We start from the raw sequence: 20,270 nt of genomic DNA, 5'->3' as shown, positions 1-20,270 counted from the left end.
GCGCGTTACGGTGGCCAGGGGAGGTGCCGCAGGGTGACCGAGGCGTGGGAAGCGTCAGTCGAGGCGAAGATCCAGGATGCCGTTCAGCGCGGCGAGTTCGACGACCTGCCCGGCACGGGCAAGCCGATCCCCGGTCGCGGGACGCCGTACGACGAGGCGTGGTGGATCAAGAGCTTCCTGGAGCGCGAGGCACTCCCCAGTGACCTGCTGCTGCCCACGTCGCTGCAACTGCGCCGCCGCATCGAGCAGGTCCCCGACGAGGTCCGTGACCTGCCCACCGAGCAGTCCGTCCGGGACTTCGTCGGGCAGTTGAACGTGCAGATCGTGGCGTGGCTGCGCTTTCCCGACGACGGGCCCCGGATCGCGGTGCGCCCGGTCAACACCGAGGACGTCATCCGCCGTTGGCGGGCCGAACGGGCCCGCCCCGAGGCCACCGTCACCGCCACCGAAGCGGTGACCGCCGTGAGACCGTCGCGCCGGGGCTGGTGGCAGCGGTGGCGCCGCCGTCGGGGCTGACCCCACGGCCACGGGCACGGCAGAATGTGCCGATGCTCATCGGATCACCGGCACCCGGCACACCCTCGACGCCGGGTGTCACCCTGCGTCAGTGGTGCGCCGACGACCTCGATGACCTGGTGGACGCGTACCGGGACCCCGTCCTGCGGCACTGGACCAGTCATCCGGTGACCAACGCCGCCGAGGCCCGGCGGTGGCTGGAGGGCACCCTGCGCGACCGGGCCGACGGCCGCCGGTACACCTTCGCCGTCGTCGAGGAGCAGGCCGACGGCGCGCGGCTGGTCGGCAACGTGGTGCTCAAGGGGGTCACCCCGCAACGCCCGGCGCCGGAGGTGGGCTACTGGACAGCGTCGTGGGCACGCGGTCGGGGGGTCGCCCCCCGCGCGGTAACCGCGCTGAGCCGCTGGGCGTTCGACCAGTTCCCCGAGGTGACGCGTCTCGACCTGCTGCACCAGGTGGACAACGTGGCGTCCTGCCGGGTGGCGCAGAAATGCGGCTTCGTGTTCCAGGAGGTGCTGCCGGCCCGGCCGCCGTTCCCGCTCGACGGTCACCGGCACGCCCTGCACGCCTAGGGCCTGTCCACCCTGGCCCGCCAGACCCAGGAGGTGCGCCGGGCACGGCCGGGCAACTCACCGCGGCCGGTCATCCACAGCAGCACCTCGGGTGCCGCACCGGCCGGGGCGTCCGGGAAGAGTCGCCGCAGCACCAGCGCGCTCAGTCGCTGCGGTGGCTGCCACGGCACACCGAGGCCGAGGGTGATGTCGTGGGTGTGCAGCACGGTCTCGGCCACGCCCATGGCGGCGAAACCCGCCGGATCGCACGGGCCCCAATGCCAGGCCCGCGTGTCCGGGTCGGCGGCGTCGACGGCGGTGGCGAGCAGACCGGCGCAGGCTCGCACCACGGTGAGCACCTGCGTCGGGCTCGCGTCGGGGGAGACCCGCAGGTCGTACGGCAGATAGCCGTCATCCGGGCGGCCGGCGACCTGGCCCGCGTACCCGATGAGGTCGTGCGCGACGTGCGCCGCGGTGGTCCAGCAGCTCCAGCTCAACGAGCCGGCCGGCACCGACCAGTCGCGGTCGCGGTGTGGTGCCAGCACCCGGGTCATCTCCTCGGCCGCCTCCAGCAGGTCGGCACCGGTCACCACTGCCACTCACCAACCCCCTGGGACGCGCCGCGTGTGGGAATCCCGTCATGGGTGCGACGGATCGAAGCGTGCGAGAATCCATCCTCGCATGCGGGGGAGGCGAGCATCCGCGCCAAACGCCTGGCGCAGTGCCGGCGTGATCTCGCCAACCCGCTGGTGCGGCAGCCGATCCACGCCATCGCCGCCCGATGGGGATTCCGGGACAAGGCCCACTTCAGTCGCCTCTTCCGGGCCCGCTACGGACGTTCACCGCAGGCCTACCGGACGACCGTCGCGCACCAGGACCGGTGACCGGTCACTGTCGCCGGTGGTCGGTCGGATCGTCCTCGACGAAGTCACGGACGGCGACGCGGATGCTCTCGCCGTACGGGTCGTCCGGTAGGACTACCAGGTGTTCCCGGGCCCGGGCGAGGTGCTCCCGCGCCGCAACGACGTTACCCAGCCGCCGGTGACAGTCGGCCAGGTTGAGGTGCAGCGACGGCAGGAACGCCTGAACCTGCAGTGAGGACAGGTATCGCTGGGCGCGTTCGTCGGTCAGCTCGGACACCGCGGCAAGGGCACGCTCGTCCCAGCTCAGCTCCGCCTCGGTGCTGTCCTGCAGGTCGGCGAGGTGGTGCGCCAGGGTGCAGCGGTGCAGGGCGTCCCCGGTCGGGCCGATGTCGTCCCACAGCGCGGTGAGCAGCGCACGGGCCTCGGCGGGCGCGCCGCCGTGGCCGAGGTGCACGGCCTCGATGATGCGGGTCATGGTCGGGTCGGCGGTTGGTTGCTCGGTCATGTCGCCGATGGTCGAGCCTCAACCCGGTCGAGAGTCAACCTCCGCCGACCCGGCCCGTCAACGCTGGGCGACGATGGCCTCCAGTGCTGCGCGAGCGGATGCCGGACGGCGACCGATGAGGGTCTCCAGCGTCGGATCGGTGACGGCGAACTCGCCGCGCCGCGCCGCGCGGTACATGCCGAGGGTGAAGTCGGCGGCCGCCGGGGGCATGCCACCTGCGATGGCGGCCGAGCGCCACTGGTCGTCGGTGACAACCACCCGGGTGACGGTGCGGCCCGTGATGTCGCTCAGGATGGCGGCCACCGCCTCGAGGTCGAGTGCCTGCGCTGCGGTCAGCGCCGGCGTGATGCCGTCGAGCAGGCCCTCCTCGGCCAGGGCGATGGCCGCGGCTTCGGCCAGGTCGGCGTGCGCGGTCCAGGACACCGGACCGTCCGCCGGCGCCACGAGTTGACCGGTCTCCAACGCCGCACCGATGCAGAGGTTGAGCGTGCTCGCGTAGAACCCGTTGCGCAGCGCGGTGAAGGGAACCCCCAGCCCGGCCAGGTGCTCCTCGGCCGCGGCGTGGGTGGGCTGGGGGGCGAACAGCGAGTCCCGGGAGGCGGCCTGGTGGCTGGTGTAGAGGATTCGTTTGGCTCCCGCGGCGCGGGCGGCGCCGATGGCGGCGCGGTTCGCGGCGACCGCGGCGGCCCCACGGATGGCGGCGGACACGACGAGGACCTTGTCGGCGCCCTCGAAGGCGTGCTCCAGCGTGGCCGGGTCGGTGAAGTCGCCGGCACGCACCCGCACACCCCGCTCGGCGAGGCCCACGGCCCGGTCGACGTCGCGCACGCTCACGCCCACCGCCTCGGCTGGTAACCGGTCGAGCAGCCGGTCGACGATCTGGGACCCGAGCTGACCAGTGGCACCGGTGACGACGAACATGTTGCACACTCCCTTGATATCGGCGTTACGCCGCAGACGTTAGCAGCGATAATCCGTGGTTAACAAGTCGCTGTTAGCATTGATTCATGGTGACGACGCAGGACATGGCATCCCGCGACGACGTCCGCGTGGGCATCGTCGCGGCAGCAACCGAACTGCTGCGCGAGAAGGGCGCGAACGCGGTGACGACGCGCGCCGTCGCCCAGGCCGCAGGTGTGCAGGCGCCGACCATCTACCGCCTGTTCGGTGACAAGGACGGCCTCATCGACGCCGTCGCCGAGCACGTCATGGCCAGCTACGTCAGCGGCAAATCGGTCGCCGCGCACGTCGCGACGGGTGATCCGGTCGCGGAGCTGCGCACCGGATGGCGCACGCACGTGGAGTTCGGCCTGACAAACCCCGAGTTGTACGCCCTGATGGCCGCGCGGGGGAGCGGCGCACCCTCACCGGCGACCGTCGCGGGCCTCGACGTGCTCCGTCGTCGCGTCCGGCGACTCGCCGCAGCCGGCCTGCTGCGGGTCGACGAACAACGCGCACTCATGATGATCCACTCAGCGGGTCACGGCACCATCCTCGCGCTGCTCGGAACGCCCCCGGAGCAGCGCGACCCCGGCCTGAGCGAGGCCATGCTCGACGCCGTGCTCACCAGCATCCTGTCGACAGCCCCGGCGACCCCCGACACGACCACGAACACGGTCGCGGTGACCTTCGCGACGGTGCTGCCCCACCTGCCGGGCCTCACCGACGCCGAACGCGCGCTGATGGCCGAGTGGCTCCACCGGTCGCTGACCCACCCGACCGCGTGATCACCCCGGCGGGAAAAGAGCTCGACGCGACCGCGCCGGGGAGATAGCGTGCCGCTGACCGCGACACCACCCGAGGAGGTGAGACCCATGAACGTTGAAGCGATGTGGGTGCTCCCCCTTGCCGTCACGGTCGGGCGACTGACATAGGTGTCGCCGGGAGCGCCCTGCCCACACGGCACTCCCGAGAGGCAACACCTGTGCACCCTGCCCATGTCACCGCCGAAACCCCGTCGACCGCCCCCGTCGAGCCCGACTCCGTCGTCAGCGGCCGCCCCTCATCGCCGACCCGCAGCACCGACAACGCCCCCCGCACGTACGACGTGATCATCGCGGGGTGCGGGCCGACCGGTGCGATGCTCGCCGCCGAACTGCGGCTGCACGACGTCCGGGTACTCGTGGTGGAGAAGGAGACCGAGCCGCCGTCGGCCGTCCGCATCGTCGGCCTGCACATCCGCAGCCTGGAGCTGATGGCGATGCGCGGCCTGCTGGAACGCATCCTCCCGCACGGGAGGCAGCGTCCGGCCAGCGCCTACTTCGCCGCCATCCCCAAGCCCGCGCCCACGGGCCTCGATCCCCGGTACGCCTACCTGCTGGGCATTCCGCAGCCGGTCATCGAACGTCTACTCGAAGAGCACGCCGTCGAACTGGGCGCGCAGGTCCGGCGCGGTCGGGCGGTCGCCGCCGTCGAGCAGGACGACGACTGGGTGACCGTTGAGCTGGCCGACGGGGAACGGCTGCGCTCGCGCTTCCTCGTCGGCTGCGACGGCGGGCGGAGCACCGTTCGCAAACTGCTCGGCGTCGGCTTTCCCGGCGAACCGGCACGGACCGAGAGCCTGATGGGCGAGATGGCAGTAGGCGTCCCACCGGAGGAGATCGCCCGCAGGGTGGCCGAGATCCGCGAGACCCAGCAACGGTTCTGGCTGCGGCCAGCAGGCGTCGGCGTCTACAGCGTCCTGGTCCCCGCCGCCGGCGTCAGTGACCGCGCCGAACCGCCCACCCTCGACGATTTCAAGCGCCAGTTGCGCGCCATAGCCGGAACCGACTTCGGCGTGCACTCCCCGCGCTGGCTGTCCCGCTTCGGGGACGCCATGCGGTTGGCCGACAGTTACCGGGTCGGACGGGTGCTGCTGGCCGGCGACGCGGCGCACATCCATCCCCCCATCGGCGGACAGGGCCTCAACCTCGGCGTTCAGGACGCCGTCAACCTCGGCTGGAAACTGGCCGCGCAGGTCCGCGGCTGGGCGCCGTCGGCCCTGCTCGACACCTACCAGGCCGAACGGCGTCCGGTCGCCGCGGACGTGCTGGACAACACCCGGGCCCAGACGCAGTTGCTGTCCACCGAACCCGGCGCACAGGCCGTGCGCCGGCTGCTCATCGAGCTGATGGACTTCGACGAGGTGAACCTGCACCTGCTCAAAAAGATCACCGCCATCGGCATCCGCTACGACTTCGGCGACGGCCCCGACCTGCTCGGTCGCCGGCTGCCCGACATCGACGTGAAGCACGGGCACCTCTACGGTCTGCTGCACCGCGGTCGTGGCCTGCTGCTGGACCGCACCGAGCGCCTGACCATCGGCGGCTGGTCCGACCGGGTCGACCACCTCGCGGACTCCACCGCGGCCCTGGATGTTCCCGGCGTCCTGCTCCGCCCCGACGGCCACGTCGCCTGGATCGGCGACGACCAGCGGGATCTGGACGACCACCTCGCCCGCTGGTTCGGCCGGCCCGTCCACTGATCCCGCCGCACCAACGGGTGCCGAGCCGTGGCGACGTCCCGGTACGCCGGGACGTCCCCACGACAGCCCACCGGAATCGGCGTCACACCGGCCGGTGGTTCAGCCGGATTCCTGGCACAGCTCGTCGGCGTGCCTGGTGATCCACTCCGCGTCGCGGCGGTAGAGCTCGACGTGACCGCGAACCGTCTCCTGACCCTGGTCGGCGCGGGCCTCGGTGAAGGCGGCGATATCGTGCAGTCGCGCCACGGCGACGGGGAGAATGCTCGCCGGTGCCAGCTGCGAGCCGTAGGCGGCGGCGAGCAACCGCAGGCGTCGGGCCCGCTCGCCCAGGTCACTGTCAATCGCGTCGCCGTTGCTCGGGTCCGCCAACGGCACCAGCCGGTAGGCGAGGTACGCCAAGTCCCACAACCGGGGGCCGGGTGAGGCCGTGTCCCAGTCGATGACACCACTCAGTCGCCGATCGGTGAAGACCATGTTGTACGGCGCGAAGTCGTTGTGACAGATGACCTCGGCCGGCTGCCGTACCGCGGACTGCCAGACGGCACCGGAGACATCGAAGCCCAGGCTGGCCTGGTGAAGGTGCGCGAGGTGGGTGCCGGCGTCGATGAGGATCTCCCGACGCCAGACCCAGGCCGGCAGCGGGTACTGAGGCACGACGCCCGGCAGGTACGAGACGGTGTCACGCCCGTACTCGTCGGTGCCCAGCGGGTGCGGCACCCAGGTGAGGCCGCGGTCATGAAGGTGCCCCAGCAGGCGCTGCACGGTCGGGTTCCATTCGGCGGCAGCACGCCGAACGGTGGTGCCGACGCGTATCGCACCGCCCATGTTGCCGCCGGGCATCGTCTCCTCCACGAGACGATGCTCCTGCTACGCGCCGATCACCGCAATCGCGTTGATCGTCATGGGCTGGCGGCGAGTTCGCCGAGAATCGGGCGCAGTCGGTCGGCCAGGGCCGCGTCCGTGCGAGTGAGTTCTGTGCTCAGGACGGCTACGGCGGCCGACAGCGCGCGACGTAACTCGGCCTCGTCCAGGGAACGGACCAGGGTCGTTTCGAGAGGCCCGGTGATGGTGGTGGGTAGGAGGTGGGCGCCTTTGGCGTAGCTGGTGGCATGGCCCAGGCGCTGGCAGGCGAGTGAGATCGTCTGGGTGCGCATCGCGCTGATCCAGTGCTCCGCCTGCCAGCATCTGCCTCGCTCGATGCTGATCCGCGCGTGCAGGGCGTGGTGCCACGCCAGGCCGGCGATCGTGTCGTAACCGCTCGCCATGACCGGCTGGGGCGGTGCGGCTTGCCCGAAGATGAGACACCAACTCGGGCCTCGCGGCCCGAAGTCGGCTTCCGGGCCGAAGGCCAGGTCGACTTCCAGGCAGTGGGGAAGCAGGAACACCCGGTAGATCACCGACCCGGAAGGGAGGTCCCAGTGATGGACAGCGGCGAAGTCCCGGTACATGCGTTGCGTCCACCGACGCACGACGACGTCGAGCGGGTCGCTGACCGCGAAGGCCAGATCGACATCTGACCAGCGATCCTCGTCGCCGCTGGCATGCGAGCCGGTGATCGCCGCGCCGACCACCGCGGGATCTTGCGCGGCGAGGCGCAACAACCGCTGCCGGATCAGGTCGCGTTCCTCCACTGAGAACATGTGGTCACGCCGCTCTGCCATCGAATTGGCGCGGCCGTCGGAGACGAGCTGGCGGCCCGACGCTGTATCGGTACCAGGCCACCGGCTTCCTCCTCGCACCCGTCACCAGCGGGACGTGAGAATGCTATCCAGGTGCCTCGACGTCGCCGTGGAAGAGTCCGGCCCGAACGTGTCAGCGGCGCACCGGTTCGTAGTGCCACGCCGGTGCTGGCAGACTGATCGAATGACAGGGCTTACCGCCGACCTCGTCGTCGATGGTCGTGAGCCGCAGACCCCGGCACTCGCCCCGAACGGGCGACTGCTCTGCTACGTCCTCGCCCCCATCAGCCGGGCCGGTGACCACCTCGACACCGCGCTCTGGCTCGTCGACACCGATGGCGTCGCGCCGCGCCGGGCGACCGCCGACACCGCAACCGAATCCCGACCACGCTGGTCGGCGGACTCCCAGACGCTGTTCTTCCTGTCCGACCGCGCCGAGCGTGGGACACCGCAACTGCACCGCCTCACCCTCGCCAGGGGCACGGTGACCACGTGCACCAGCTGGAGCGGCGGTGTCATCGACCACCTGCCGCTCAGCGATCCCGACCTGGTCGCGCTGCTCACCGAGGACGAACCCACCGAGCGGGACGTGCGCCGGGCCCGGGACCGTGACGACGCCATCGTGGTCGGCGAGGGCGAACCGCGCGCCCGGTTGCGCCTGCTCGACCTGCGTACCGGCCGGGTGGCCACCCCGCAGGTGTTCGGTGACCGGCACGTCGTGGAGGTGCGGCAACGTCCCGACGGCGGCCCACTCGCCGTGCTGACCTGGGCCAGCGCCGACAACGACCACGGCCCACGCACCGGCCAGCTGCACCTGTTCGACCCCACCACCGAAAAGGCGGAGAACCTCGGACCGGTGGCGGTCGACGCACGATCGCTGGCATGGTGGCCGGGTGAGGACGGTTGGCACCTCGGTTACCTCGCGCTCACCCCACCGCTCCTGCAAGCCGGCACCGCCGTGTTCGACCTTGCAGTCGCGAACCGCGTCCTCCGCAACCGCACCGCCGGCCTCTCGATGTGCCCCACCGAACTCTGCCAGACCGACACCGCCCCGCTGGTGGTGTTCGCCGACGGCCTGAACACCACAGTGGCCCGGCTCGACCACAAAGACCTCACCACCCTGTCGCATCACACCGGACGTCTCGACCACCTCACCACGACCCCCACCGGCGACACCATCGCGGTACGCACCGGCGCCCGCTACGAACCGCCGAATGTGCACATCGGAGCGCCAACGGGGCCGCTGCGACGAGCCACCCACACCCGTCCGGAACTCGACGGGATCACATTCGGCACCCAACAGCCGCTGGCCTACCGTGCCGCCGACGGCCTCGACCTGGACGGCCTGCTCGTTCTCCCGGTCGGAAGAAGCGCGTCCGAAGGCCCGTTCCCGCTGGTCACCATCGTGCATGGCGGCCCGTACGATCGCTACGCCGATCGTTGCCAGTTGTTCTGGTTCCCCAGCGCGCAGTGGCTGGCAGGCGCCGGCTACGCGGTGTTCCTGCCCAACCCGCGCGGCGGCCAGGGCCACGGTCACGAGTTCGCCGCCAGCGTCGCCGGCCGGGTCGGTCAGCAGGAGTGGACCGACATCCTGACCGGCATCGACCTACTCATCGTCGAGGGCATCGCCGACCCCGACCGGCTGGGCATCGCCGGCTGGAGTCACGGCGGCTTCATGTCCGCCTGGGCCATCGGCCAGACCGACCGTTTCCGCGCCGCGCTGGTCGGCGCCGGCATCGTCGACTGGGGCATGCTCGCCGCGACCGGCGACAACGGCCAGTTCGAGGCGGCGCTGGGTGGCAGCACCGGCTGGTCCGGCATCGGACCACACCCGCACGACGCGGTCAGCCCGATCTCCTTCGCCGGTCACATCCGCACTCCGGTGCTCATCGCGCACGGCGCCGAGGACACCAACGTTCCTCTCGGGCAGGCCGTGTATCTGCACCGGGCGTTGCGCCACTTCGACGTCGAGCACGAGTTCGTGACGTACCCGAGAGAGGGCCACTCGATCCGGGAACGCAACCACCAACTCGACCTCCTGCGCCGCACCCGCGCCTGGTTTGACCGCTGGCTCCAGCCGCCGGCATAGGGATCCTGGACGAACCCCTTACGGAACAGCATGCAGGCCCACCGCCGTGTCGAGTAGCGGCTGAAGGGCGTCCAGGAGCGGACCGGGGTGGACTGCGAGGCCATCGGCGCCTTCCCCGGCCTCGAACTCGCCGATCTCCAAGCCGACGAGGTCGGACTCGCCGATGGCGAGCGCGGCGGATCTGAGTTCGCTGAGTGTGAGGCCGCCGGGAACGAGGTAGTCGGTGGGCACGATGCCGGGTTCAAGGACGTCACAGTCGAGGTGCACATAGACCGGACGGCCGGCGATCGCGGCCCGCAACCTTTCCGCCAGGTCCGGTCCTGGCCCGACCAGCGTGATCACGCCATCATCGATCAGAGGCTGCTCGGCCGGGTCGATGTCACGTGCCCCGCAGAGGATCGCGTTCTCTGGCTTCAGCCCCTGTCCCAGACCGGAGTCCCACATACCGAGCGGGCCGCTGAGGGCGAGGCCGCCGAGGTAGCCGGTCGTGCTGCTCTGGGGAGTGTTGAGGTCCGCGTGTGCGTCAAACCAGACGACCACCGCGTCCGGGCGATACCTGGCGACGACCGGAAGCGTCGCCAGAGCGACCGCGCAGCGGCTCAGCGCCGTGACCGGAAAGGCGCCGTCGCGCAACAACGTGTCGAAGTGCTCTGCCATGGCGCGCAGTGCCGGCCGAGCCGCGGCCAACTCTTCTTCCCAGTTGGTACACAGCGCGGGTTCGGGTGACCCGATGACAACCGGTGCTGAACCCAGCCGAGCGGCGAGTTCGGCCGCGATCATTCCCGACGCCTGCATGGCCCGGTCGTTGTGGTCGCCGGCGCGGGCCGCGAAATGCGTGATCACCGGCGATGGGGGGTTGGACGCTGACACGGGTTCTCGCTTTCCCAGGAGTTGACAGGGACGACCTGACCGTAAGCGCTGGAGCGGACGCTTCTCGGCGAAGACGCTCCGGCAGCCGGCGGCGACGAGCACGCACTACAGGCTCAGCGCCGGATCCGGCGCCACTGGTCCGCGCGGGCCATCTATGTTGTTGGCGTCTTCGTCGTTCGCCGAAGGAGATGCCGCGTGGCACTGGCGGTCGCCAGCGCTGTCCGGGTCGAGGAGGTCCTCGTACACCCCGACCTTGAACCTGATCAGGTCCAGGCACTCGGCGAGTCTGCCGATCTGGGTGGTGACGTGGGCTTGGTGCTCGCGCATGAGCGTGAGTCGTTCTTCCTCGTTGCCGGCTCCCTGCCGGACGAGGTCGGCGTATCGGCGTAGCGCGGGTAGGGGCATGCCGGAGGCGCGCAAGATGATGCAGACGGTGAGCCAGTCCACGTCATCCTGGCTGTAGACGCGGCGCCCGCCAGGTCCACGTTGCACAGGGTTGACGAAGAGGCCCTCGTGCTCGTAGAAGCGCAGCGCGTGGACGCTCAAGCCGGTGCGTTCGGCGACCTGCCCGATGCTCAGATTTGTGGTGACCTCAGCCATGCCGCTCAGGGTAACGGCTTGACCTAGAGTCAACTCTAGATCCTAGGGTTCCCGTGCGGTCGACACTTCTGTCGCTCCGCGATCACGGTTGAATCAAGGGAGCATCACCATGCGCTATCGCACCCTCGGTGGAACTGGCATTCACGTCAGTGCCTACTGCCTCGGGACCATGATGTTCCAGGATGGCTGCAACTCCGACCACGACGATTGTGTTCGTATGATCCATACCGCAGTGGATCAGGGGATCAACTTTGTCGATACCGCTGACATGTACGGGCAGGGAGAGTCCGAGGAGATCGTCGGCAAGGCGCTGCGGGGGCGCCGCGATGACGTTGTCCTGGCCACCAAGGTGCACTTCCAGATGGGCGAGGGCCGCAACCGCAGTGGCAACTCGCGGCGTTGGATCCTCAAGGCGGTTGAGGACAGCCTCAGGCGCCTGAACACCGACTGGATCGACCTCTACCAGGTCCACCGCCCCGACGACTCGACCGACGTCGAGGAGACGCTCTCGGTGCTCAGCGACCTCGTGCGTCAGGGGAAGATCCGTGCTTTCGGCTGCTCGACGTTCCCATCTGCGGAGATCGTCGAGGCGCATCACGTCTCCGAGCGTCGTGGCCTCGGACGCTTCCGCACCGAGCAGCCGCCGTATTCGATCCTGGCCCGCGGGATCGAGGCCTCCGTCCTGCCCGTCTGCCAGCGCTACGGGATGGGCGTGCTTGTCTGGAGCCCACTGGCCTTCGGGTTCCTCACCGGCAAGTACCGCAAGAACCAGCCCATCGACCTGTCAACCGGGCGTCCCACAATCCGGCCGGAACGATTCGATCCCACGCTCGCGGAGAACGCCGCGAAGCTCGACGTCGTCGAGCAGCTCGTCGAACTCGCGGAGAACATCGGCTGCACCCTCCCGCAGCTCGCCATTGCGTTCACAGTGGCCCACCCGGCCGTCACCTCGGCGATCATCGGACCGCGGACCATGCCGCAGCTGGAGGACCTCCTCAAGGGCGCCGCGCTGACCCTGGATGATGCGACCCTGGACCGAATCGACGAGATCGTGGCGCCCGGGACCAACCTGTACAACCCCAACGCTCCCATGCCCCCGCGTTCACTGACCGACACCGCACTGCGTCGCCGCCCACTCACCGACCGCGCCGCAGCCTGATCGAGCAGATAGGGCTGGGCCAGAACGTCGAATCGAGGGAGACGGGCATCCCCCCGTCTCCCTCGCGCTTCCGAGGCCCGCCCGCACGCGACGTCGTCCACCCCGCTGTGGCAATTAATGGTTTACCGGTAACAGTAATTCAATAAGTCACCGCTACAAAACGGGCAAACCGTACGTGCATCATAATGACAGTTCTTGTGCGTAATGCGTCAGGATGGTGTCCTTGGGGCAGCGCTTGGCCCGCGAACTGCGGGATCCTGTCGCTGTGATCGCACAACGGCTCAGGGTCGCCGCGTACGCGGTGTGTTTGCGAGACGATCGTCTGCTGCTCGCCCGCTGGGTCTCACCAGACCGGGCGCGGCGGCACTGGACGCTACCTGGCGGAGGGGTCGAGCACGCCGAGGATCCGTTCGACGCCGTCGTGCGGGAGGTGGCCGAGGAGACGGGGTACGAGGCGCAGGTCGAGCTGCTGCTCGGTGTGAACTCGCGGACCCGGACCGTCGAGAGCTACGACGGCGGGGTTGTCGATCTCCACTCGCTGGCTGTCTTCTACCGGGCTCGGATCGCGGGCGGTGAGCTGCGATCCGAGACGGGCGGCACGACCGACCTGGCGCAATGGGTGCCGTTGGATCAGGTCGCCACCCTGGAGCGTTCCGTGGTCGTCGACATCGGGCTTGACCTGCATCGCAACACACCGCCAACGGGGCATGGGGAGCCCATTCGCAGAACGGGGCTGATGCGGCACTGATCAGCTGCCGAAGCCGGCAATGGTGTACGCGGCGAAGCCGAGCAGCGCGAGTGCCGTTGCCGCGGCGAGCGCCTGCAGACGTACCCGGTTGGTCCGAGCGACCACCAGGATCAGAGCGGCGCCGAGCACCGCTTCGATCACCGCGGTCTGCAGGCTGTCGGTGCGGTAGTGCGAGTCGTGGCCGGGTTGTGCGCTGCGGTGGAACAGCATGGCCGCCTCGGCGAGCAGGACCGCACCGGGCATGGCCACGGCGATCGCTCGAACCCACGGTCGCCCGTGGCGGCTCAGCCCACCCGCCACCCCGAAGAGTGCGCCGGCGAGGACCCCGAAGAACAGCCACATCAACGTCGTCGGCGACCACAGGTTCTGCGCGCTGTCGTCCAACAGGACGACAGCAGCGAGGTAGTACGCCTCCACGGCGACGACCAGCAGCACGATCCCGGCGAACGCGGACCGCCACCAGTCGGCGCGGAGCCACCATCCGATGGCGAACGCGCCGACCGCCCAGACGGCGCTGGAATTGGCCAGGTTCGCCCAGGGGTACGGCAGACCGAGCTGTAGCAACAGGTCCACCACGCCGAGAAGAACCCCACCGGCCACCACCGTCAGGACCCGGTGGCGGCGCTGTACTTCACGATCAACTGTCGTCACGGGGCAAAACTGTCACACCGAGCCGCCCGGGACATCTGCCTGAGGATGGGTTCTGCGGCCGGGTCGCATCCGCCGTACGGCCGGCTTCGCTCAGCTCTGCGCGTCGGGTGCGCTACGTGCGGCCGTACGAGGCGCGCGCCTGCGCCACCTCGGCGGCCTCGCGTTCACGCCACCGACGCTGCGCCTCCCGGTTGCAGGCCCGACAGACCCGCCGGTAGCGACCCGTCGCGTCATCGAGCTCACGGTCGTGGCCGTTGCGGCACCGCGCTGACTGTGACCGGGTTCGGCAGGTTTCCGAGCGGCTGACCTGACGTAGGTGGGTTGGTTCGATGCAGTCGGCGGCCCCGCAGGCCTGGTCGACGTCGAGGGCGGGGTCGTAGTCACCGACGAGCACCGCGTACGCGGCGATGTGCGCCCACGCGCGGCCGGCGACCTTCTGGTGCACCCCGCGTCGCGGCCCGTAGCCGTGGACGATGAGGCAGCCGCTCTCGGTGCGCTGCGAGCGCTGCAGCAGGTACGCGCGCAGCGACTCCTCGGTGTGGTAGCGGGACAAACCCTTGACGGCCGAGAGCACGGGGCCACCGTACCCAGTTGTCCCGGCGTCGTCTCAACCCCAGGGAGGCAGCCAGACCTCGGCGTCGAGGGCCGGCGCCCGGCGGGAGTCGAGGTGCTCGCGCAGTGCGCGCAGCGCGGGGTGCGGGTTGTCGTCGCGCCAGATGAGTGACATGGGGTAGATCGGCGCCGGGTCGCGTACCGGTATCCGGCGCAGGTCGTAGCTGTCCGGCCACAGGTACCGGGTGCGTTCCCCGGCGAGCGTCGCCAGTTGCGCGGAGTCGGCGATCTCGGCCAGCAGCGCCTCGTTGCCGAAGACCGGGCCGACCAGGTCGATGGTGAGGCCGAACGCGGCGGCGAGCTCGTCGTAGTAGGTGGCCCATTCGGTGCCGGGGGACATGCCGGGCATCCAGATGCGGTGCTCGGCGAGTTGCGCGGGCGTGACGGAACGGGCGTTGGCGAGCGCGTGGCGTGGCCCCACGAGCAGGTCGTGGTGCTCGTCGATCACGCGGGCGGCCCTGATCGCGGCGGGCAGGTGACGCGCGGCGACGGTGACGGCGTGGAAGGTGGCGTCGACGGTCCCCGCCTCGACGGCGGCCATCGCGGCGTGCACGTCGGCGTCGAGGGTGACCACGTCCAGCTCGATCCGCGGATGCGCGCGGTGGAAATCCTGCAGCAGCACCGCCGGGGCGGTCCGCCGGCTGTGCACGTCGACGCGCAGTGCCCGCCGGCCGGGGCGTACGGAGGCGTCGGCGCGTGCCTCGGCCCGCAGCAGTTCACGGGCGTGCGGCAGGAAGGTCTGACCGTCGACGGTGAGGGCGATGCCGCGAGGCGTGCGGGTGAACAGCCGTACGCCGAGGTCCTTCTCCAGTGCGGCGATGCGCTTGGAGACGGCCTGCTGGGTGATCGACAGCGCGGCGGCGGCGTCCTGGAACTGGCCGGCGTCGACGGCGGCGACGAAGGTGCGGACGGCGTCGAGGTTCACCCGACGAACCCTACCGACACAACGTCTGGTTGTGCTGCTCCGCTCGTCCGGTTGTTTGATCCCCGGTCAGTGGCCTTGCTTTGATCGCGGCGGTCAACGACGAGTTGTCGGGAGCGGGAGGTGCGGGCTTGTCCGCGAGGCGATCCCTGGGTCGGCGGTTCGGGTGGTTGTGGGCGTCGTACGCGGTCAGCGCCTACGGGTCGGGGCTGGGGTTCGGGGCGTTGCCGTTGATCGCCGTGCTGGTGTTGGGGGCCAGCCCGGCTCAGGTGTCGGTGCTGGCCGCGCTGGGGCCGGCGGTGGGCGCGCTGATCGCGTTGCCGCTGGGGCCGTGGGTGGAGTTCCACCGCAAGCGGCCGGTAATGATCGCGATGGACCTGGCCCGGTTCGCGGTCCTGCTGACCATCCCCGTCGCGTACGCGTTGGGCCGGCTCAGCTTCGGGCAGCTGCTGGTCGTCTCGGCCGTGGTCGCCACCGCCAAGATCGCCTTCAACGCGGCCAGCGGCGCCTTCCTCAAGGCCCTCGTCCGGCCGGACGACCTGCTGGTGGCGAACGCGCGGTTCGAGTCGACGACGTGGAGCGCGATCGCGCTCGGGCCACCGCTGGGCGGCGCGGCGGTCGGCCTGTTCGGGCCGGTGGTCGCCATCGTGGCCGACGCGCTCAGCTACCTGCTCTCGGCGCTGGGCATCGCGGCCATTCGCGGCCACGAGGATCACCCTCGGCGCACCGCGGCGGCCCGGGTCCGGGCCGGCGAGCTGCTCGACGGCTGGCGGCACCTGCTCACCCACCCCGGGCTGCGGGCGCTCTACCTCAACCAGTTGCTCGTCAGTGGACTGATCATGGCCACGGAGCCGTTGCTGGCCGTGCTGCTGCTCGGCGAGTTGGGTTTTCCGCCCTGGCAGTACGGTCTCGCGTTCGCCGTGCCCTGTGTCGGCGGACTCATCGGGTCACGCCTGGCTCGTCGGGTGGTGGCGCGCTACGGCCAACACCGGATCATCCGCATCGTGGGCGCGCTGCGCGCGATCTGGCTGATCGGCCTCGCCGTCGTCCAGCCCGGCGTGGTCGGTCTCGCCACGGTGATCGCCGTCGAGTTCGCGATCATCATCTGCATGAGCCTGTACAACCCGGTGCTCGCCACCTACCGCCTGGAACAGACGCCGAAGGATCGCGTCGTCCGTACCCTGTCGGCCTGGTCGATCGGCAGCGGTGCGGCCATCGCCATCCTCAGCGCGCTCGGCGGGCTGCTCGCCGAGGCCACCAGCGCTCGCACGGCGATCACGGTCGCCGGGCTGGCGATCCTCGCCAGCCCGCTGCTGCTGCCCCGACGCCCGGACACCGATCGACCGGCACCCGAGCGCGCCGAGCGGATCTCTACGATCGCGTGATGTTCCAGCCGACCTACCCGATCCGCACCGCCCGCCTCGCCCTGCGCCCGGTCACGATCGACGACCTCGACGACGTGTACGCGTATCAGCGCCGGCCCGACGTCGTGCGGTGGATGCTCGGCGCGGAGCCGCGTACCCGTGAAGAGTCCCGGGCGTCGGTGCTGGCCATGGCGGGCGAGGACGCGTGGCGCGCGGAGGGTGACTGCCTGACGGTCGCCGCGGTCACCGACGCCGGGGTGGTGGTCGGGATCGTGGAGCTGGTGTGGCGCAGCCAGGTGGACCGTACCGCCGAGATCGGGTTCGTCTTCCACCCCGACCACGGCGGTCGCGGATTGGCGACGGAGGCCGCCACCGCGATGCTGGCCTGGGGGTTCGACGAGTTCGGGCTGCACCGGGTCTACGGCAGGTGCCACGGCCGCAACGCCGCGTCGGCCCGGATGATGACGCGACTCGGCATGCGCCAGGAGGCCCGCCATGTCGAGAGTTACCTGTTCAAGGGGGAGTGGGCCGACCAGCTCGTCTTCGCGATCCTGGCGCACGAGTGGCGGGCCGGGACCCGCACGCCGCCGTCGTGATCGGCTGCCACGGCGACGTGCGGATCAGGCCGACACCTCAGGCCCGGCGCGCGAGCCACTCCCGGTAGGCGGTGGGCGCGATGACGGCGTCGCCCTTGGCGATCAGGACGTCGCCGGGCGCGGCGGCGAACATGCCGGCGCTGTCGTCGGTGGTCACGCTGCGCTGGTCGTCGCGGGCGGCGAGGGTGATCCGCCCCAGCTCGTCGAGGGCGAAGACGTCGGGCCCGGCGACGTTGCGGATGCCCTGCAACGGCGCGCCCATGCTGACCTCGGCGACGGCCTGGGCCACGTCGGCGGCGGCCATCGGCTGCACCGGGGTGCTGGGCAGGCGGACGGTGGTGTCGTCGGCCGTCCAGGACAGGATCGCGTCGACGAACTCGAAGAACTGGGTGGCGCGGACGATGGAGTACGGGATCGGACCGGCCGTGAGGATGTCCTCCTGGAGGGTCTTGGCGCGGTAGTAGTCCAGGTCGGGCACCTGGTCGACGCCGACGATGGAGAGGATCACCGCGTGGCCGACGCCCGCGCGGGCGGCGGCGGCCAGCAGGTTGTCCATGGTCGTGCGGAAGAAGGCGGGTGAGGCCTCGTCGAAGGTCGGTGAGTTCGTCAGGTTGACGACGACCTCGGCGCCGGCGAGCCCGTCGGACAGGCCCTGCCCGGTGAGCAGGTCCACCCCGGTGGACGGCGACAGCGGCACCGCCTCGTGCCCTGCGGCCTGCAGGATCTTGACGACCTGTGACCCGATGAGACCGGTCCCACCCAGTACGGCGATCTTCATGCCCATGCACCTTCCAGTGACGTGTGTGGTCCGGTGTCCGGCTGCGGAAACACCGCGGCCGATACTCGGACTCCTTCTGTCCGGGAACTATACTCGGACATACGAGGTCCGAGTAACGGGGTGACTAGGGTGACGTCATGAAGATGTCCGGCGGGGTCGAGTGGGCGCTGCACTGCTGCGTGGTGCTCACGGCCAGCCACACGCCCGTTCCGGCAGCCAAGCTGGCGGAACTGCACGACGTCTCCAGCAGCTACCTCGCCAAGCAGCTCCAGGCGCTGGCCCGCGCCGGTCTGATCCACTCCGTGCAGGGCAAGGCGGGCGGCTACGTGCTGACCCGCGCACCGGAGAGCGTCACTCTGCTCGACGTGGTCCGGGCCGTCGACGGTCCCGGCCCGAGCTTCGTCTGCACCGAGATCCGCCAGCGCGGCCCCTTCGCGACCCCCGCCGACGCCTGCACCACGCCGTGCCCCGTCGCCCGGGCGATGTGGGCGGCCGAGGACGCGTGGCGGCAGGCGCTCGCCGCGGTCACCATCGCCGACCTCGCCCGCGACGTCGACGCCACCTCCGGCCCGGAGGCCCTGGTCGGCATCCAGGCCTGGCTGACCAGCGGCACCGGCTGAACCCGGCTGACCGCGCTCAGCCGGTGTGACGTACCTCGGTGTCCCAGATCTGCGCCCACGGACGCCGCAGCCCTCGGCACACGTGGATCGGGCCGCCGTTCTCGTCGTTGTCCACCTCGACCCGCTGATCCACCCGCCCGGCGAGGGTGCACTGCTCGAACCAGGTGCTCAGCTGGTCGGGGCGCTCCCAGCCGACGGCGATGACCACGTCCGCGTCGGCGGGCGGCCGACCGAAGTCGACCATGCTGTTGTGCCCGGAGTAGGCGCGGGGGAGGGCACGGTCCGGACCGTACCGGGCCACCGCACCGGCCTCGCCGTAGTTGGCGGTGAGGACGACCGCCCGCGACCGCTCCTCGGGCGGCAGTCCGTTGTGGACGGCGGCCAGGGAGTCCGCGAACGCGGGCCAGCCGATCGTCTCACCGGCGTCGTAGTTGACGTCGACGACGAAACCGGGCAACCGGTCGGCCGGCAGCACCGGCAGCAGCAGCACGACGTTGGGCAGCAGGAACGGCACCACACCCAGCGCGAGGAGCCCTCGACGCCACCAGAGCGACCCGCGCGACGCCCAGGCCACGGTGAGCACCGCACCGGCGGCGGTCAGGACCAGCAACAGCGGCGCGTCGTAGTAGCCCTTGCCACCGGCGGCCAGCACGATGCCCACCACCACCAACCACGCCCAGCCCACCGCCCGGTAGGCCCGCCAGACCGGCCGGCGCAGCAACGCGACCAGGCCGGCGATCCAGATCGGTACGGCGTACGGGCTGATGATGACGAACTGGAGGGTGAACGCGTCGAGCCGACCACTGTAGGAGCTGTCCCCGTCGGAGATGGACGCTGCCACGCCGAGCTGCGGAAAGCCGTGCGACGCCTGCCAGATCAGGTTCGGCGCGGCCAACAGCACGGTGACCCCGGCGGCGGCGAGCACCCACCTGTCGCGCAGCAGCCGACGCGGCCCGGCGATGAGCACCCCGACGATCAGGCCCACCGCCAGCAGCGCCGGCAGCAGCTTGCTGAGCATGCCCACACCGAGCGCCAGCCCGATGCCCAGCGCCCAACGGCTGTCACCGGTACGCAGCAACCGCACCGCACACCACGCCGCGAGCAACCAGACCAGCAGGTCGACGGTGGTGGTGCTGAGCAGGTGGCCACTGGCGAGCACGATGCCGGACAGCGCGGCGAGCACCGCCGCGACGAACTGCGCGCCCCGACCGGCGCCCAACTCCCGGGCGATCGCGGCGACCAGCAGCACCGCGCCGCCGGCCAGCAGCGCGGACGGGGTCCGCAGCACCACCAGGTTGCCCGGCGCGATCGTGTCGAGCAGCCGGGCCAGCGCCGGGATCAGCGGACCCTGGTCGACGTAGCCCCAGTCGAGGTGTCGACCGGCGAGCAGGAAGTACAGCTCGTCACGGTGATAGCCGTAGCGCCCGGCGAGCAGCAGCAGTGTCGCGCTGGTGGCGGCGGCCACCAGCCACGGGCCGCGGGTGCGCGCGCCGGGCTCCGGCTGACGCCCCGGCGGTGGTGACTGGGCCGGCCGGTGAGGCCGGTCGATGTCAGTCGCGGGCTCACTCACCCGCTCATGATGACCGGCGAGGTGCCCGCGTGGGTGCCCGTGCCGGGGCCCCGGCGGCCTCCATGTGCAGGTGGCCCAACCGGGTGCGAAGATCGGCTTTGTCACTCGGACCGA

The 20,270-nt window shown here is 70.6% G+C and carries 23 protein-coding genes; 11 read left to right on the top strand and 12 right to left on the bottom strand.

Going from position 1 to position 20,270, the window contains the following annotated elements; genetic code table 11:
- Positions 1-33: 33 nt before the first annotated feature.
- Entirely contained in the window at positions 34-516 is a 483-nt protein-coding gene (locus tag QCZ28_RS06435) for a DUF1992 domain-containing protein (protein ID WP_279515672.1), read from the top strand.
- 32 nt (positions 517-548) lie between these two features.
- Entirely contained in the window at positions 549-1,088 is a 540-nt protein-coding gene (locus QCZ28_RS06430; RefSeq protein WP_279515671.1) for a GNAT family N-acetyltransferase, read from the top strand.
- On the opposite strand, the gene QCZ28_RS06425 is transcribed toward QCZ28_RS06430, so the two are convergent.
- Entirely contained in the window at positions 1,085-1,657 is a 573-nt protein-coding gene (locus tag QCZ28_RS06425) for a maleylpyruvate isomerase N-terminal domain-containing protein (RefSeq protein WP_279515852.1), read from the bottom strand. The two genes, QCZ28_RS06430 and QCZ28_RS06425, sit on opposite strands and share 4 nt — an antisense overlap.
- A gap of 54 nt (positions 1,658-1,711) precedes the next feature.
- On the opposite strand from QCZ28_RS06425, the gene QCZ28_RS06420 reads away from it, so the two are divergent.
- Positions 1,712-1,951, top strand: a complete 240-nt coding sequence (locus QCZ28_RS06420; protein ID WP_279515670.1) for a helix-turn-helix domain-containing protein — start codon at positions 1,712-1,714, stop codon at positions 1,949-1,951.
- Positions 1,952-1,955: 4 nt separating this feature from the next.
- Here the strand turns inward: QCZ28_RS06420 and QCZ28_RS06415 are convergent, their stop codons facing one another.
- Positions 1,956-2,435, bottom strand: coding sequence for a hypothetical protein (locus tag QCZ28_RS06415; RefSeq protein ID WP_279515669.1), 480 nt, complete (start codon positions 2,433-2,435; stop codon positions 1,956-1,958).
- Positions 2,436-2,492: 57 nt separating this feature from the next.
- On the bottom strand, positions 2,493-3,356 hold the full coding sequence (locus QCZ28_RS06410; protein WP_279515668.1) for an NAD(P)H-binding protein: 864 nt from the start codon (positions 3,354-3,356) through the stop codon (positions 2,493-2,495).
- A gap of 86 nt (positions 3,357-3,442) precedes the next feature.
- On the opposite strand from QCZ28_RS06410, the gene QCZ28_RS06405 reads away from it, so the two are divergent.
- Both QCZ28_RS06405 and QCZ28_RS06400 read left to right on the top strand, forming a co-directional pair.
- Entirely contained in the window at positions 3,443-4,162 is a 720-nt protein-coding gene (locus QCZ28_RS06405) for a TetR/AcrR family transcriptional regulator (protein ID WP_279515667.1), read from the top strand.
- Between the two features lie 320 nt (positions 4,163-4,482).
- On the top strand, positions 4,483-5,898 hold the full coding sequence (locus QCZ28_RS06400; protein ID WP_279515851.1) for an FAD-dependent monooxygenase: 1,416 nt from the start codon (positions 4,483-4,485) through the stop codon (positions 5,896-5,898).
- A gap of 99 nt (positions 5,899-5,997) precedes the next feature.
- Here the strand turns inward: QCZ28_RS06400 and QCZ28_RS06395 are convergent, their stop codons facing one another.
- On the bottom strand, positions 5,998-6,750 hold the full coding sequence (locus QCZ28_RS06395) for an aminoglycoside phosphotransferase family protein (protein WP_279515666.1): 753 nt from the start codon (positions 6,748-6,750) through the stop codon (positions 5,998-6,000).
- Positions 6,751-6,797: 47 nt separating this feature from the next.
- Positions 6,798-7,538: a nucleotidyltransferase domain-containing protein gene (locus QCZ28_RS06390; RefSeq protein WP_279515850.1), complete on the bottom strand. Its 741-nt coding sequence runs from the start codon at positions 7,536-7,538 to the stop codon at positions 6,798-6,800.
- Positions 7,539-7,761: 223 nt separating this feature from the next.
- Between QCZ28_RS06390 and QCZ28_RS06385 the strand changes: the two genes are divergently transcribed.
- The gene (locus QCZ28_RS06385; protein WP_279515665.1) at positions 7,762-9,666 is read left to right on the top strand and encodes a prolyl oligopeptidase family serine peptidase; all 1,905 of its coding nucleotides are present in this window, start codon (positions 7,762-7,764) and stop codon (positions 9,664-9,666) included.
- A gap of 18 nt (positions 9,667-9,684) precedes the next feature.
- On the opposite strand, the gene QCZ28_RS06380 is transcribed toward QCZ28_RS06385, so the two are convergent.
- Together QCZ28_RS06380 and QCZ28_RS06375 are read right to left on the bottom strand one after the other, a co-directional pair.
- The gene (locus QCZ28_RS06380; RefSeq protein WP_279515664.1) at positions 9,685-10,509 is read right to left on the bottom strand and encodes an arginase family protein; all 825 of its coding nucleotides are present in this window, start codon (positions 10,507-10,509) and stop codon (positions 9,685-9,687) included.
- 132 nt (positions 10,510-10,641) lie between these two features.
- Positions 10,642-11,136: a MerR family transcriptional regulator gene (locus QCZ28_RS06375; protein WP_279515663.1), complete on the bottom strand. Its 495-nt coding sequence runs from the start codon at positions 11,134-11,136 to the stop codon at positions 10,642-10,644.
- A gap of 109 nt (positions 11,137-11,245) precedes the next feature.
- On the opposite strand from QCZ28_RS06375, the gene QCZ28_RS06370 reads away from it, so the two are divergent.
- Together QCZ28_RS06370 and QCZ28_RS06365 are read left to right on the top strand one after the other, a co-directional pair.
- Positions 11,246-12,295, top strand: coding sequence for an aldo/keto reductase (locus QCZ28_RS06370; protein WP_279515662.1), 1,050 nt, complete (start codon positions 11,246-11,248; stop codon positions 12,293-12,295).
- Between the two features lie 265 nt (positions 12,296-12,560).
- Positions 12,561-13,043, top strand: coding sequence for an NUDIX hydrolase (locus tag QCZ28_RS06365; RefSeq protein WP_279515661.1), 483 nt, complete (start codon positions 12,561-12,563; stop codon positions 13,041-13,043).
- Here the strand turns inward: QCZ28_RS06365 and QCZ28_RS06360 are convergent, their stop codons facing one another.
- The 3 genes from QCZ28_RS06360 to QCZ28_RS06350 form a co-directional block, all read right to left on the bottom strand.
- On the bottom strand, positions 13,044-13,694 hold the full coding sequence (locus QCZ28_RS06360) for a DUF6518 family protein (RefSeq protein WP_279515660.1): 651 nt from the start codon (positions 13,692-13,694) through the stop codon (positions 13,044-13,046).
- A gap of 112 nt (positions 13,695-13,806) precedes the next feature.
- Entirely contained in the window at positions 13,807-14,268 is a 462-nt protein-coding gene (locus tag QCZ28_RS06355; protein ID WP_279515659.1) for an HNH endonuclease, read from the bottom strand.
- Positions 14,269-14,301: 33 nt separating this feature from the next.
- On the bottom strand, positions 14,302-15,231 hold the full coding sequence (locus tag QCZ28_RS06350; RefSeq protein ID WP_279515658.1) for a LysR family transcriptional regulator: 930 nt from the start codon (positions 15,229-15,231) through the stop codon (positions 14,302-14,304).
- A gap of 128 nt (positions 15,232-15,359) precedes the next feature.
- On the opposite strand from QCZ28_RS06350, the gene QCZ28_RS06345 reads away from it, so the two are divergent.
- Together QCZ28_RS06345 and QCZ28_RS06340 are read left to right on the top strand one after the other, a co-directional pair.
- Positions 15,360-16,613 carry an MFS transporter gene (locus QCZ28_RS06345; RefSeq protein ID WP_279515657.1) on the top strand — a complete coding sequence of 418 codons (1,254 nt, stop codon included), beginning with the start codon at positions 15,360-15,362 and terminating at the stop codon, positions 16,611-16,613.
- Positions 16,613-17,188: a GNAT family N-acetyltransferase gene (locus QCZ28_RS06340; RefSeq protein WP_279515656.1), complete on the top strand. Its 576-nt coding sequence runs from the start codon at positions 16,613-16,615 to the stop codon at positions 17,186-17,188. The genes QCZ28_RS06345 and QCZ28_RS06340 overlap by 1 nt, the downstream gene beginning before the upstream one ends.
- Before the next feature lie 37 nt (positions 17,189-17,225).
- Here the strand turns inward: QCZ28_RS06340 and QCZ28_RS06335 are convergent, their stop codons facing one another.
- A complete protein-coding gene (locus QCZ28_RS06335; RefSeq protein WP_279515655.1) occupies positions 17,226-17,966 on the bottom strand; it encodes an NAD(P)H-binding protein in 741 nt (246 codons plus the stop codon).
- A 137-nt stretch (positions 17,967-18,103) separates the two neighbouring features.
- Between QCZ28_RS06335 and QCZ28_RS06330 the strand changes: the two genes are divergently transcribed.
- Entirely contained in the window at positions 18,104-18,586 is a 483-nt protein-coding gene (locus QCZ28_RS06330; protein WP_279515654.1) for an Rrf2 family transcriptional regulator, read from the top strand.
- A gap of 16 nt (positions 18,587-18,602) precedes the next feature.
- Here QCZ28_RS06330 and QCZ28_RS06325 read toward each other — a convergent pair whose 3' ends face one another.
- The gene (locus tag QCZ28_RS06325; RefSeq protein WP_279515653.1) at positions 18,603-20,156 is read right to left on the bottom strand and encodes a glycosyltransferase family 39 protein; all 1,554 of its coding nucleotides are present in this window, start codon (positions 20,154-20,156) and stop codon (positions 18,603-18,605) included.
- Positions 20,157-20,270: the final 114 nt, after the last annotated feature.

The organism is Micromonospora sp. DH14, from assembly GCF_029809455.1.
Taxonomy (GTDB): Bacteria; Actinomycetota; Actinomycetes; order Mycobacteriales; family Micromonosporaceae; genus Micromonospora; species Micromonospora parva.
The sequence above is the reverse complement of the archived record's forward strand: the minus strand, read 5'-3'. Positions and strand labels throughout refer to the sequence as shown.

Coding starts and splice junctions, on each gene's coding strand:
- QCZ28_RS06430 (WP_279515671.1), top strand. CDS start 549: ATGCTCATCGGATCACCGGCACCCGGCACACCCTCGACGCCGGGTGTC.
- QCZ28_RS06415 (WP_279515669.1), bottom strand. CDS start 2,435: ATGACCGAGCAACCAACCGCCGACCCGACCATGACCCGCATCATCGAG.
- QCZ28_RS06410 (WP_279515668.1), bottom strand. CDS start 3,356: ATGTTCGTCGTCACCGGTGCCACTGGTCAGCTCGGGTCCCAGATCGTC.
- QCZ28_RS06405 (WP_279515667.1), top strand. CDS start 3,443: ATGGTGACGACGCAGGACATGGCATCCCGCGACGACGTCCGCGTGGGC.
- QCZ28_RS06390 (WP_279515850.1), bottom strand. CDS start 7,538: ATGTTCTCAGTGGAGGAACGCGACCTGATCCGGCAGCGGTTGTTGCGC.
- QCZ28_RS06385 (WP_279515665.1), top strand. CDS start 7,762: ATGACAGGGCTTACCGCCGACCTCGTCGTCGATGGTCGTGAGCCGCAG.
- QCZ28_RS06375 (WP_279515663.1), bottom strand. CDS start 11,136: ATGGCTGAGGTCACCACAAATCTGAGCATCGGGCAGGTCGCCGAACGC.
- QCZ28_RS06370 (WP_279515662.1), top strand. CDS start 11,246: ATGCGCTATCGCACCCTCGGTGGAACTGGCATTCACGTCAGTGCCTAC.
- QCZ28_RS06340 (WP_279515656.1), top strand. CDS start 16,613: ATGTTCCAGCCGACCTACCCGATCCGCACCGCCCGCCTCGCCCTGCGC.
- QCZ28_RS06335 (WP_279515655.1), bottom strand. CDS start 17,966: ATGAAGATCGCCGTACTGGGTGGGACCGGTCTCATCGGGTCACAGGTC.
- QCZ28_RS06330 (WP_279515654.1), top strand. CDS start 18,104: ATGAAGATGTCCGGCGGGGTCGAGTGGGCGCTGCACTGCTGCGTGGTG.